Origin of the sequence: Pseudoduganella danionis, from assembly GCF_009720775.1 — a bacterium.
Lineage (GTDB): Bacteria > Pseudomonadota > Gammaproteobacteria > Burkholderiales > Burkholderiaceae_D > Rugamonas > Rugamonas danionis.
Map to the genome: position 1 here is coordinate 1,582,314 of NZ_WNKW01000001.1, position 13,107 is coordinate 1,595,420.

The 13,107-nt window shown below is 64.5% G+C and carries 8 protein-coding genes; 1 reads left to right on the plus strand and 7 read right to left on the minus strand.

Annotated features, from left to right (window positions below; all coding sequences use genetic code 11):
* Nucleotides 1-61: 61 nt before the first annotated feature.
* From GM655_RS06855 to GM655_RS06870, 4 genes are read right to left on the minus strand one after another with little or no spacing between them, the layout of a single operon-like run.
* The gene (locus tag GM655_RS06855; protein ID WP_155433788.1) at nucleotides 62-1,189 is read right to left on the minus strand and encodes an ABC transporter permease; all 1,128 of its coding nucleotides are present in this window, start codon (nucleotides 1,187-1,189) and stop codon (nucleotides 62-64) included.
* A gap of 1 nt (nucleotide 1,190) precedes the next feature.
* Nucleotides 1,191-4,040: a ribosome-associated ATPase/putative transporter RbbA gene (rbbA, locus tag GM655_RS06860; protein WP_371866725.1), complete on the minus strand. Its 2,850-nt coding sequence runs from the start codon at nucleotides 4,038-4,040 to the stop codon at nucleotides 1,191-1,193.
* Nucleotides 4,037-5,110, minus strand: coding sequence for an HlyD family secretion protein (locus tag GM655_RS06865; RefSeq protein ID WP_155433789.1), 1,074 nt, complete (start codon nucleotides 5,108-5,110; stop codon nucleotides 4,037-4,039). The genes rbbA and GM655_RS06865 overlap by 4 nt, the downstream gene beginning before the upstream one ends.
* A complete protein-coding gene (locus tag GM655_RS06870) occupies nucleotides 5,107-6,573 on the minus strand; it encodes an efflux transporter outer membrane subunit (protein ID WP_155433790.1) in 1,467 nt (488 codons plus the stop codon). Before GM655_RS06870 ends, GM655_RS06865 begins: the two co-directional genes overlap by 4 nt.
* A gap of 161 nt (nucleotides 6,574-6,734) precedes the next feature.
* Between GM655_RS06870 and GM655_RS06875 the strand changes: the two genes are divergently transcribed.
* Complete coding sequence (locus tag GM655_RS06875; RefSeq protein WP_155433791.1) at nucleotides 6,735-8,495, plus strand: PHA/PHB synthase family protein; 1,761 nt, start codon at nucleotides 6,735-6,737, stop codon at nucleotides 8,493-8,495.
* Nucleotides 8,496-8,574: 79 nt separating this feature from the next.
* On the opposite strand, the gene GM655_RS06880 is transcribed toward GM655_RS06875, so the two are convergent.
* From GM655_RS06880 to GM655_RS06890, 3 genes are read right to left on the minus strand one after another with little or no spacing between them, the layout of a single operon-like run.
* Nucleotides 8,575-10,932: a hybrid sensor histidine kinase/response regulator gene (locus GM655_RS06880; protein ID WP_229632401.1), complete on the minus strand. Its 2,358-nt coding sequence runs from the start codon at nucleotides 10,930-10,932 to the stop codon at nucleotides 8,575-8,577.
* A complete protein-coding gene (locus GM655_RS06885) occupies nucleotides 10,929-11,309 on the minus strand; it encodes an Hpt domain-containing protein (protein ID WP_155433792.1) in 381 nt (126 codons plus the stop codon). Before GM655_RS06885 ends, GM655_RS06880 begins: the two co-directional genes overlap by 4 nt.
* Nucleotides 11,306-13,000, minus strand: coding sequence for a sensor histidine kinase (locus GM655_RS06890; RefSeq protein ID WP_155433793.1), 1,695 nt, complete (start codon nucleotides 12,998-13,000; stop codon nucleotides 11,306-11,308). Before GM655_RS06890 ends, GM655_RS06885 begins: the two co-directional genes overlap by 4 nt.
* Nucleotides 13,001-13,107 lie beyond the last annotated feature (107 nt).

Consider the following 13,107-nt stretch of genomic DNA (forward strand, 5'->3'; position numbering starts at 1 on the left):
TGCTAGGTATTTCGCTCAAGAATTTGATTGATTCAGATCAAAAATTCCATGCTTCGCAGACCTAAGCCATCAGCGTAATGGTCTTACGGAAACGTGCCAGCGCGGTGCCGAACAGTACGGCGCCGATGACGGTAATGGCTAACAACTGCGGCCAGATCACGTCCAGGCCCGCCCCGCGATACAGTAAAGCTTGCCCTGCGGCAACGAAGTGTGTGGTCGGTGCGGCCAGCATCAGATCCTGTACCAGTTGCGGCATGCTCTCGCGCGGCGTACTGCCGCCCGACAGCAGTTGCAGCGGCAGCAGCACCAGTATCAGCAGCATGCCGAACTGCGGCATGCTGCGTGCCAGCGTGGCCAGGAAGATGCCCATGGCCGTGGTGGAAAACAGGTGCAGTGCTGCCAGCAGCGCGAACAGGGCCACCGAGCCGCGCACGGGCACGTGCAGCGCACCCTGTACGATGAACAGCAGCGCGCCCAGTGCGGCCACCAGCACGACCAGACCCATGGCCCAGATTTTCGACAGCATGATTTCCAGCGGCGTCACGGGCATCACCAGCAGGTGCTCGATGGTGCCATGTTCGCGTTCGCGGATCAGGGCTGCGCCCGTCAGCACGATGGACAGCATGGTGACGTTGTTGATGATTTCCATCAGCGAGCCAAACCAAGCCTGTTCCAGATTCGGATTGAAGCGCATGCGCAGCGCCAGATCGACCGGCGCGCTCGGTGCTTCCTGCTGGCGGCGCAGGAAGTCGCCCACTTCGGCAGCGATGATCTGCTGGATGTAGCCATTGCCCGTGAAGGCCTGACTCATGCGGGTGGCATCGATATTCAGCTGCAGCGCAGGCTGGTGGCCGGCCAGCGTATCGCGCTGGTAGTTGGGCGGAATGTCGAGCACAAAAGTGTAGTCGCCCTGATCGAGGCCCGCATCGGCACGGGCCGGGTCTATCATCTGGGGTGCCTTGAAGTGGGGCGGGTAGAAGGCCGAGGCGATGCGCGCCGACAGCGGCGACGCATCCTGATCGATGATGGCGATGGCGGCATTGTGCAGGCTCTCCGGCATGGCGGTCGCGGCGATGTAGATGGAGAAGCTGAAGGTGTAGACGATCAGCACCAGCATCATGGGGTCGCGCAGCAGGCTCCAGAGTTCTTTCACGCCGAGGCGGTAGATATGTTGCAGACGGGTGTACATGCTAGCGTTCCTGTTTGTGCAGCAGCAGCACGGACAGCACCACGATCACGGGAACGGCGATGGCCAGCGGCCAGAAGGCAGAACCGAGGTGGGCCAGATCGAGCGCCTTGTTGAAGACGCCGCGGCTGATGGTGAGGAAATGGGTGGCCGGATAGATCTTGCCGATCAGCCGGCCCGGCCCTTCGAGGCCCGAGACGGGATTGAGCAGGCCGGAGAACTGCACGCAGGGGATGATGGTGCCTATCATGGTAACGAACAGGGCGGCGATCTGGCTGCGCGTGAAGCTCGATGCCAGCAGGCCCAGACCGGTGGCGCAGATCACGTACAGCAGCGCGCCCAGCGTAATCGTCAGCAGGCTGCCTTTGAGCGGCACGCCGAACGCCGTCACCGCCAGTAGCGTCATCAGGGCGAAGTTGAACATGCCCAGCGCGATATACGGCAGCTGTTTCCCGAGCAGGAATTCGGCGCGCGTCACGGGCGTGACATACAGGTTGAGGATGGAACCCAGTTCTTTTTCGCGCACCACCGAGAGGGCACTGAGCATGGCCGGGATCATCATCAGCAGCATGGGGATCACGGCCGGTATCATGGCCGGCAGGCTCTTGACGTCGGGGTTGTAGCGGTAGCGCGTTTCGATGCCGCCGGCGCTGCTGGGGTGCATGCCGAGGCGGTGCTCGGCCATGTCGGCCAGCCAGCTCTGATGCAGCGACAGCAGATAGCCGCGTGTGGTTTCGGCGCGCAGCGGCATGGCGCCGTCTATCCATGCGCCCAGCTGCACGGGCGCACCGCGCTGCAGGTCGCGGCCGAAGCCGGATGGGATTTCGATCGCCATGGCCAGCTCGCCATCGCGCATGCGTTTGTCCAGATCGTTGTAGTCCTTGATGGGCGGGCGCTCGATGAAGTAGCGCGAGCCGGCCAGATTGAGCGTGTAGTTCTGGCTCAGGCCACTCTGGTCGTGATCGAGCACGGCGTAGGACAGGTGCTCGACATCGAGATTAATGCCATAGCCGATGATGAACATCAGGATGGCAGTGCCCAGCAAAGCCAGCGTGGCGCGTACGGGATCGCGCCGCAGTTCCAGCGTTTCACGCAGCGTGTAGCTGTAGGCGCGGGCCAGACTGGCGCGCCAGCCGCGCGTGGCGGTGGCATGGGCGCTGGTGGTGCTGGCGTTGGTGCTGGAGGGTGCTGTGGCGACAGCTGCCGGTTCTGGTGTGGACGCAGGTGCAGGCTGTGCGGCCGATGCAGGGGCGGTAGCGCTGGCAGCGGCAATTGCAGGTGCTGCTGCCGCTGCCTGCGTGGCCTTGGCGTTGGTGGCATCCTGCAGGTAGGCGATGAATGCCTGTTCCAGCGTGGCACTGCCGCGCATGCGCACCAGTTCCTGCGGCTCGGCGCTAACCAGCACGCGGCCGGCGTGCATCAGCGAGATGCGGTCGCAGCGCTCGGCCTCGTTCATGAAGTGGGTAGAAATGAAGATGGTCACACGGTCGCGCCGCGCCAGCTCTATCATCAGCTCCCAGAACATATCGCGCGCCACCGGATCGACGCCGGAAGTCGGTTCGTCGAGGATCAGCAGTTCCGGCCGGTGCACCATGGCCACGGCCAGCGACAGGCGCTGGCGTACCCCCAGCGGTAGCTGTTCGGGCATAGCATCGAGCACGCCATTCAGGCCGAAGCGGCTGGCCATATCGGCCACGCGCGCGGCGATTTCCTGTTCCGGCACGCTGAACAGGCGCGCATGCAGTTCCAGATTCTGCAGCACCGTCAGCTCGGTGTAGAGCGAGAACGCCTGCGACATATAGCCGACACGGCGCCGTGTGGCCATGTCGCGCGTATCGACCTCGTGGCCGAACAGGCGCGCCGTGCCGGCCGTGGCAGGCAGCAGCCCGGTCAGCATCTTCATGGTGGTGGACTTGCCGCAGCCGTTGGAGCCGAGGAAGCCGAAAATCTCGCCACGGCGGATGCGGAAATCCACTCCGTCCACGGCAGTAAAATCGCCGAAGCGCATGGTCAGGCCTTGCGCTTCGATGGCGATATCATCCTGCGCGCCCGGTTCAAACGGTGGCACCACCAGCTGGTGGTGGCCACGGCGCTTTTCTTCCGGCAGCAGGGCGATGAAAGCTTCTTCGAGGATGTTGCTGCCGCCTTGTTGGCGCAGTTCGGCCGGCGTGCCCGTGGCCAGTATGCGGCCGCCATCCATGGCGACCAGCCAGTCGAAGCGGTCGGCTTCTTCCATGTAGGCGGTGGCGACCAGCACGCTCATGGCGGGGCGCTCGACGCGGATACGGGCGATCAGGTCCCAGAACTGGGCGCGCGACAGCGGGTCCACGCCGGTGGTGGGCTCGTCGAGGATCAGCAGGTCGGGATCGTGGATCAGTGCGCAGCACAGGCCCAGCTTCTGCTTCATCCCGCCCGACAGCTTGCCGGCCGGGCGGGCCAGAAACGGCCGCAAGCCCGTGCTATCGGTTAGCTGGTCGATACGGCGGCGCCGTTCGGCCGCATTGTGGCCGAACAGGCGGCCGAAGAACTGCAGATTCTCTTCCACCGACAGGGTGGGGTAGAGATTGCGCCCCAGCCCCTGCGGCATGTAGGCGATGCGCGGACAGACGGCATCGCGGTGGCGCCGCTGCGCCATGTCGCCATCGAGCACCTGCACCCGCCCTTGCTGCACGGCGCGTGCGCCGGCCAGCAGCGATAGCAGGCTGGATTTGCCCACGCCGTCAGGCCCGATCAGGCCCACCATGCAGTTGGCCGGAATGGCCAGATCGATCTGGTCTAGCCCGACGGCTGCCCCGTAATGCAGGCTGACGCCTTCAACCCGTGCAACCGGCGGCTGTTGCGCCGGCCCGTTCACTTGCTCACCCGTACTTGCAGCTCGCTAGGCCAGGCCGCTTGCGGGTCGAGTTTGACCCAGGCCACGCCGGGCAGGCCGGTCTTCACCTGCGTCAGATGCTGCTGCAGCAGGCTGCGGTCGATCTGGGCTTTGACACGGAACATCAGCTTCTGGCGTTCGCTGGCCGTCTCCACGGTTTTCGGCGTGAACTGGGCCGTGCTGGCGACGAAGGATACCTTGGCCGGAATCACCATGCCCGGTGCGGCATCGAGCCGTACATGCACTTCGGCGCCCAGTGCCAGTTTGCCGGCCACCTGCTCTGGTACGAAGAAGGTCATGTAGACATCGCTGAGGTCGACCAGATTGAGCACCTTGCCGCCGGCGCCCAGCACTTCGCCAGCCTGGGCGATGCGGTACTGCACGCGTCCTGCGCGCGGCGCCTTGAGTGCGCTGTCATTGATATCCACGCCTATGCGTTCGATGGTGGCTTGCGCTGCAGTGGCGGCCGAAGTGGCGCCCGTGACCTGGGTGCGTGCCGCTTCGATGGCGCTGCGTGCCGCTGCGGCCTGCGCCTGCGCGGCGCGGATGGCGGCCGTGCTGCTGCGCACGCGGCTGCGGTCGTCGTCGAGTTCCTGTTCGGACGAAGCGCCTTCAGTGACCAGCGTCTGCGAGCGGCGCAGGCGGCGTTCGGCCGCATCGAGTTCGCTTTCGCGCAGCGTCACCACGGCCAGCGCGGCCTGATAATCGCTTTCACGCACGGCCACCATGGACTGGGCACTGGCCACGCCGGCTTCGGCATGGCGCAGATTGGCCGTGGCTTCGGCGCGCTGGGCTTCCAGCGTCAGCACCTGCATATGGCCCAGCGTCTGGCCGGCGCTGACAAAATCACCTTCGTTGACGAGGATGTCCTGCAGCCGGCCCGGCAGCTTGGCGGCGACGTCGATTTCGGTCGCTTCGATGCGGCCGTTGCCGCTGGCGAAGGCGTCGCCGGGGCCGCTGCTGCGCAGATGGGTCCAGCCATAATAGCCGGCCAGCAGGGCAGCACCGGCCACGCCGGCAGTAATCAGTTTGGTGCGGAGAGTGAGCGTCATGAGCGTGGCGTAGGTAAAAGTTCGGGTTGTGGTGCAGCTTGCGGTGCACCGCCCAGGGCGGCATACACGGCGATGCCGGCCGAGAGCAGCGCGCGGCGGGTCTGCACTAGCTGCTGTTCGGCGCTGAGCAGATCGCGCTGGGCATCGAGCACGTCGAGATAGGGGGCGGCACCGTTATCGAAGCGTAGTTGGGTCAGGCGCGCGCGTTCGCGCTGCACGGCCAGCGCGTGGCTGGCGATGCCGACCTGCTGGCCCAGCCAGTGGCGCGCCGACAGGGCGTTGGCCACATCGCGGAAAGCCGCCTGTACAGCCTTGTCGTAACTGGCCACGGCGCTGTCGCGGCGGGCCTGCATCAGGGCCAGATTGGCATCGCGCCGGCCGCCGTCGAACAGCGGCAGGGTGATGCTGGGGCTGAAGTTCCAGCTACCGCTGCCCGGCTTGAACAGACCGTCGAGCGCGGCACTGGCCGTGCCGCCCGAAGCCGTCAGGCTGATGGACGGGAAGTAGGCTGCGCGGGCCGCGCCGATATTCGCATAGGCGGCCTGCAGCTGCAGTTCGGCCGCGCGCACGTCGGGGCGGCGCTCCAGCAGGGCAGCCGGCAGGCCGGCGGCCAGCTCGGGCAGTTCGCCCAGCGCGCTGTCGGCGCTGGTGACGGCCTGCCACTGGATGGGCTGACCGGCCAGCAGTTGCAGGGCCTGCAGCGCAGCATCGCGTTGCTGCTCGAGCTGGGCGGCCAGTGCCTGCGCCTGCGTGAGCAGGGTTTCGACCTGGGTCAGATTCAGGCGCGAAGCGGAGCCGGCCGCCACGCGGCGGCTGTAGATGCGGAAGCTTTCCTGCCGGCTGGCCAGCGTGCGCTGGGCCAGCAGCAGGCGCTGGTCGGCTTCACGCAGCGCATAATAGGCATCGGCTACCTGGGCGATCAGGCCCAGTGTGACAGCTTGACGGGCTGCATCCGTGGCCAGAAAGTCGGCCCGCGCGGCATCGCGCAAGCTGGCCAGCCGGCCCCAGAAATCCAGCTCCCATGCGGCCAGACCTACACCGGCCTGGAACTGGCTGGTGATCATCGGGTGGCGCGTCAGGCTCAGATCAGCCGGTACGTGGGTACGGTTGCTGCCGCCCTGCGCCGCGATCACGGGCGCCAGCGCCGCTTGCTGGTAGCCCAGCGCGGCACGGGCCTGTTCTACCCGCAGGGTGGCCGTGCGCAGGTCGCGGTTGTGTTCTAGCGCCTGCGTGATATAGCTTTGCAGGGCCGGATCGCTAAAGTAGTGCTGCCAGTCGGCCGGCATGGTGCTGGCCGCGCTAGCATTGGAGGCAGCCGCGGCATTGCCGGCGGCCGGATAGCTGGCCGCTACGGCCAGTGGCGGGCGCTTGTACTGGGGCGCCATGGAGGTGCATCCGGTCAACAGGCCGAGCAGGGCGAGCGCAATGCACCGTCTGCTTGAGATTAAGGTAATGTTGGTCATGCGCCACAGTTTATTGACCGTTGTCAAAAAAATGTTTGATGTGGATCAAGGATTAACACTCTTGGCTCGCAAAGTGGTCTTATCGGGTAATTTGATGCAGATCAATTACTAAATTGCGCACGGTCGTTCATAATTTATCTGTTCAATGTTAAGGAGGGCATGTGAATCCAACCCCTAGCACCACCGCAGAGAAGTCATCCCGCACTACGCCGGGCCGGGCCGGCAAGAGCGACGCGCCGGCTGCCACGGCCAGCCAGACGCTGGATTTGTTCGTGCAGAGCCAGATGGCCAAGCTGACGGGCGGAGTCTCGCCCATAGGTATGGGGCTGGCATTCATGGACTGGGCCTGCCATCTGGCCACCGCGCCGGGCAAGCAGATGGAGCTGCTGATGCAGACCTATGCCGTGCCCGTAACGGCTGATGGCAAGCTGGCCGACGGGCGTTTTTCCGGTCCCGACTGGCAGCTCTGGCCTTACCAGCAATATGCACAGAATTTCCTCCAGTGCCAGCAATTCTGGGAGCAGGCCACCACCGGCATACGCGGCGTGGCGCCCCATCACAGCCAGGTGGTGAACTTCACGGCGCGCCAGTTGCTCGACATGCTCGCGCCATCGAACTTCCTCGCCACCAATCCGGAAGTGCAGCGCGCGGCCGTGGAAAGCGGCGGGCGCAGTCTGGCCGACGGGACGCTCAACTGGCGCAAGGATGTCTGCCGCAAGCTGGCGCCGCCCGGCATGGCCGTGCCGGAACCGGCCGATGCCAGCTACCGCCCCGGGGTGGAAGTGGCGCTGACGCCGGGCGTGGTGGTGTTCCGCAATGAGCTGATGGAACTGATCCAGTACCAGCCGCAGACGCCTACCGTGTACCGCGAGCCTGTGCTGATCATGCCGTCGTGGATCATGAAGTACTACATCCTTGATCTGTCGCCGGAAAACTCCATGGTGCGCTATCTGGTGGAGCAGGGCCATACGGTGTTCATGGTGTCGTGGCATAACCCCGGCGCAGCCGAACGCAATCTGGGCATGGACGACTATCTGCAGCGCGGCCTGTACGCGGCGCTCGATCAGGTGACGGCGATCTGCCAGCAGGCGCCCGTGCACACGGTGGGCTACTGCCTGGGCGGTACGCTGCTGGCCATAGGCGCGGCAGCGCTGGGCGCGCCTAGCGGGCCGAAACATGGCACGCTGGCTTCCGTCACGCTGCTGGCGGCGCAGACGGATTTCAGCGAGCCGGGCGAACTGGGCCTGTTCATCGACGATAGCGAGCTGGCTTTCCTCGATGCGCTGATGTGGAAGCAGGGCTATCTCGATGGCGACCAGATGGCGGCGTCGTTCCAGTTGCTGCATGCGCGTGATCTGGTGTGGTCGCGCATGATGCGCGAATACCTGCTGGGCCAGCGTTCGGCGCCGAACGATCTGATGGCCTGGAATGCTGATGCCACGCGTTTGCCGTTCCGCATGCATAGCGAATACCTGCACGGCCTGTTCCTGCGCAATGATCTGGCCGAGGGGCGCTATCAGGTCGGCGGCCAACCGATTGCGCTGGCCGACATGGCCGGGCCGCTGTTCGTGGTGGGCACCGAGCGCGATCACGTGTCGCCATGGCGTTCGGTGTACAAGCTGCATCTGCTGTCGCCCGCAACGATCGACTTCGTGCTGGCTTCGGGTGGCCATAATGCCGGCATAGTCTCCGAGCCCGGCCATGCGCACCGCAGCTACCGCCGTCTGGCCGATGGCGCGGGTGGCGGCTACCGCAGCCCTGACCAGTGGCTGGCGCAGTCCGAGCTGGTGGAAGGTTCGTGGTGGCCGTGCTGGCAGCAATGGCTGGCGCAGCATTCGACCAGCAAACGGGTAAAGCCGCCCGTACTGGGGCAGGGCCAGACGCTGGGCGCGGCGCCCGGTCATTTCGTGCTCGACGCCTGAACGGCCAGACGTAAAAAAGCCCGGCAGTGCTGACAGCGCTGCCGGGCTTTTTATTTGACGGGCCGATACGGCCGGCGTATCAGCCGCGCCGGGTCCAGCGCTCGATCACGCCGGCAAAGGCGGCCGAAGTGAAAGGCTTGGTCAGATAGTCGTCGGCGCCGGAATTGATGCAGCGTTCGCGGTCGCCATCGATGGCGCTGGCCGTCAGCGCCACCACGGGTGTGCGCGGCAAGCCTTGTGCGGCTTCGCGTGCGCGCAGCGCTTCAGTCGCCTGATAGCCATCCATCACCGGCATCATGCAATCCATCAGCACCATGTCGTACTGACGCTCGGCCAGCGCATCGAGAGCTTGCTGGCCGTCGTGCGCTTCATCGACTTCCCAGCCCAGCCGGGTCAGGAGTATGCGCGCCAGTTGGCGGTTCATCTCCGTGTCTTCCACCAGCAGGATGCGGCCTTGTTTGGGCGCCTGCGGCGTTGCCGCTGCGCTGCTGGCTGCAGCGCTGGTGGTGCTGCTTTCGGTGCTGGTGGGGCTGGTGGTGCTGGTAGTGCTCGTAGTGCTGGCGGGGGTGGGGACAGCAGTGTGCTTCATGGTGATACTTTCCACTTCAGGTTGGTTAACTGATGCTGGTCGCAAGTGCTGCGACGGAACGTCGACGGCAAAGGTGGCGCCGCAACCCGTGCTGCTGCGGCAGATGATGGTGCCACCCATCAGTTCGACGAGACGTTTGCAGATGGCCAGACCCAGACCCGTGCCGCCATAGTGGCTGCTGGTGCTGTGCTCGGCCTGGCTGAACGGCTCGAACAGGCGCTGCTGGCCTTCCGGACTGATGCCTATGCCGCTGTCGGTCACTTCGAAGTGCAGGCGCCAGCGCCCGCTGGCATCGCCGGGCGGCGTGGCATTCAGGCTCAGGCGGATGGTGCCGGCCGGCGTGAACTTGATGGCGTTGTTGATCAGATTACCGAGGATCTGGCGCATGCGCAGCGGATCGCCTTCCATCGGTCCCGGCAGGGGGCCGATATCGGTTTCAATCTGCAGCCCTTTGCGCAGGGCCACCGGTTCGTGCAGGGCCAGCACCTGCTGGATCATCAGCGCCGGATCATAGGCTTGCAGGTCCAGCGTCAGATGGCCTGATTCCACTTTGGAGAAGTCCAGCACGTCATTGATGATGTGCAGCAGTTCCACCGTGCCCTGATGCACGTTATGGGCGTAGTTGCGCTGGGTATCATCGAGCTTGGTACCGAGCATCAGTTCCGACATGCCCAGTATGCCGTTCATGGGCGTACGGATTTCGTGGCTCATCATGGCGAGGAAGCGCGACTTGGCCGCGCTGGCCGCGTCGGCGGCGGTTTTCAGCTTGAGCGCCTGCTGGGCATCCTGCTCGCGCCGCTTGAGCAATTGCTCGACCACGCGGAAGGCCAGCAGCACGGCGATCATGCTGGCCAGCGTAATGCCGGTGATCAGGCGTACATTGCGCCACCAGCCGCGCAGCAGCATGTCTTCATTGATGGTGGCGTTGATGATGAGGGGGAAGTCGCGCACCTGACGCACGGCACCCATGCGGGTTTCCGGCTTGAGATCGTTGGACGCGCGCGGGCTGCTGGTGACGACTACGTCATGCTGCTTGCCCTGGCTGATGACCTGATAGGTGGTGCCGGTCCTGACCTGTTTGCTGATCATTTCCGGCGCATAAGGCCAGCGCGCCAGCATGGTGTAATCGCGGTTGTAAAGGGTGATGGTGGAATCAGCCCCCAGATTGACGCGGTGGAAGAAGTCGGCGAAGAACTGGCAGGACACGCCCACCAGCACGGCACCGACGAATTCGCCGCGCGCATTTTCGATGCGGCGGCTGACATAAAAGGTCCAGTTGCCATTGCCCTTGTTGCGCACCGGTTCGCTCATATACGGCTGGTCGCCGCGGTGCGTGCTGTGGTAGCGGAAATAATCGCGCGTGGACAGATTGATGGGCGGGGCCGGATAGCTGCGCGTGAAGTTGATGACATTGCCCTCGACATCGAGCAGCGACACCACGTCCACCTGCGGCAGCGCGGCCATCTTGTCACGCAGGCTGTGGTAGATGTCTTCGCTGGCCAGCGCATTGCGGCGGTTGTCGCCATTGCGTTCGGGCTGGTCCTGCACCAGGGCCACCACGCTGTCGAGCAGGGTATAGCTGGCCGCCATGGTCTGTGCCGTGTTCTCGGCCAGTACCAGCGTCAGGCTGTCCATGTTTTCGCGCCAGTCTTCGATCTCATGCTGGCGCAGCGACCATGCGGAGATACCCGCCGTCAGCGTCAGCAAGGCCAGCAGGGCAAAGCAGATCAGCTGCATGGCGCGGTGGGCGCTCAGGCCCGTGCGGTGCAGCAGCCGGTGCGGACGCGAGTTCTTGTCTGGCGCCGGTTCAGGCGAGGTCTGCGTGGTCGGGACGGCCGGCTGGCTCATGCATGGTTCCCCGGCGTGCTATGGGCTATGCTGAGCTGCATTTCTTCGAATACAGCCGGATACAGCACGGCCAGGCGTTGCTCGGCCGCGGCCAGGCGTTGCTGCTGGCGCGCCGCCTGCTCCATTTCCTGCAGCACACTGGTCAGCTCTTTCGCACCGATCAGCATGGTCATGCCCTTCAGTGCGTGGGACTGGCTGGCAATGGCGATGAAGTCGCCCAACTGCAGGCCTTGCTGCAGACGTGTGTAAGTGGCGGGCGCGCTATCGATATAGGTGTGCGACAGCAGCAGGGCGATTTCCTGATTGCCGGCCGCCGCTTCCAGCAGCACGGCAGGGTCGATCACATGAAACACGGGCGAGGGCGGAACAGAGGTCATGCTGCTTCCTTGGTATTGCCGACCGACTGGGCGGGCGCTGCAATCTGGGGTGGACGGATAAACGGTATGCTGAACAGGAATACCGAGCCTTGCTCGTCGCTATGTTCGAGCGCGATTTTACCGCCCATCAGTTCGACCAGTCGGGCCGCGATGGCCAGCCCCAGACCGGCGCTATCGCGGGCGCGCGAAGCACTGTCGTCGGCCGTGGAGAATTGTTCGAACAGGCGCGGCCGCAGCGCTTCCGGCACGCCGCTGCCGCTATCGCGCACACGGAAATTCAGCTGGCTGGGGGTGGCATCGGTCTGCAGCTGTATGCTGCCTGCGCTGGTAGCCTGGATGGCGTTGTGCAGCAAGATGTCCATCACACGCATCAGCTTGATGCGGTCGCAGATCAGGTGGCTGGGCAGGGCGTTGCCGTTGACCAGTTCCAGCTTGAGGCCTTTGCTCACGGCCGCGCCGCGCTGGCGCGCCAGTGCGCCGTGCAGCAGTTCGCTCAGCACGGCCGTTTCCGGTGCCAGCTTGGTCTGGCCCGATTCCAGGCTGCTCAGTTCCAGCACGGCTTCCACCAGCCCCAGCAGCTTGATGCCGCAGCTATGGATGGCATCGGCAAAACCGCCCGCATGGCTGTTGGCGAACTCGGCCTGCAGCAGTTCGGAATAACCGAAGATGCCGTTGAGCGGGGTGCGCAGTTCGTGCGACATATTTGACAGGAAGCGCGACTTGGCACGGTTGGCCGCGTGGGCCTGTTCGCGGCTGACGATCAGGCGGCCGATCAGCACGATGATCCCCACCGTAAAGGCCAGTACCACCAGGCTGGTCACGGCAGCCAGGGTCAGCGCCTGATTGCGCCGCTCGTGGTAGTCGCCCAGTGCTTCTTCGTAATCTATCCCGACCAGCGCATACAGGGGCACGCCGGGCAGGTGGGAATAGGCATAGAAACGTTTGCGCTGGTCGATAGGGCCCGATTGCAGCACGGTGCCGCGCTGGTTCTTCTGCATGGCGGCGAACAGCGGCGTGTTGAAAATATCCTGACCGCGGCTATCGTCGTTGCCGACGCGGCGCGCGCGCACCACGCCATCTTCGCCCACCAGCGCGATCGAGCCCTGGGTGCCTACATTGATATCGCTGTACAGACGGGTGAAATACTGTGGGTCCAGCGACACCACGACCACGCCGTTGAAACTGCCGTCCGGCTTGGTAATGCGGCGTGTCAGCTGGATAGACCATTTGCGCGACACCCGGCCCATCACGGGCTGGCTCACATACAGCAGATCCGGCCCGGGCTGCATGTGGATGCGGATATGGGGCCGGTCGGCCAGATTGATGGTGGTAAAGGGCTGGGTCGACAGCACCACGTCGGCATGCTCGTCGACGATGGTGAACAGGGTGTATAGGTCGCTAGGGCCCAGACCTTCGGCCAGCTCGCGTTTCATATCGAGCTTGGTGCCCAGGCTGTTGTAGCGGTGGCGCAGGAAGGTGACGGCTTGATCGGCAGCAGAAATGGTGCGGCTCGCGTGTTCGTCAAACAGGCGCACCAGATCCTGCGCTTCGCGCTCGGCCACGGCAATCGCACGGCGCTGGTCCTGCTCCAGCTGCCACAGGGTGGAACCCCAGATACCGCTGACCAGCAACAGGGCAAACAGCGCGAGTACCCAGCGTGCGTCCAGATGCCTTTGTACGGCTTGCAACATTTCCCTCTCCCTGCACGTGCCGCCAGCCGGAATGGTGGCGCACCACGCGAGTAAGCCCTAAGATTGCCTCAGAAACAAAAATTTGTCAAATTCATTAACACCGCTAA

Coding starts and splice junctions, on each gene's coding strand:
- GM655_RS06885 (WP_155433792.1), bottom strand. CDS start 11,309: ATGACCTCTGTTCCGCCCTCGCCCGTGTTTCATGTGATCGACCCTGCC.
- GM655_RS06855 (WP_155433788.1), bottom strand. CDS start 1,189: ATGTACACCCGTCTGCAACATATCTACCGCCTCGGCGTGAAAGAACTC.
- GM655_RS06870 (WP_155433790.1), bottom strand. CDS start 6,573: ATGACCAACATTACCTTAATCTCAAGCAGACGGTGCATTGCGCTCGCC.
- GM655_RS06880 (WP_229632401.1), bottom strand. CDS start 10,932: ATGAGCCAGCCGGCCGTCCCGACCACGCAGACCTCGCCTGAACCGGCG.
- GM655_RS06865 (WP_155433789.1), bottom strand. CDS start 5,110: ATGACGCTCACTCTCCGCACCAAACTGATTACTGCCGGCGTGGCCGGT.
- GM655_RS06890 (WP_155433793.1), bottom strand. CDS start 13,000: ATGTTGCAAGCCGTACAAAGGCATCTGGACGCACGCTGGGTACTCGCG.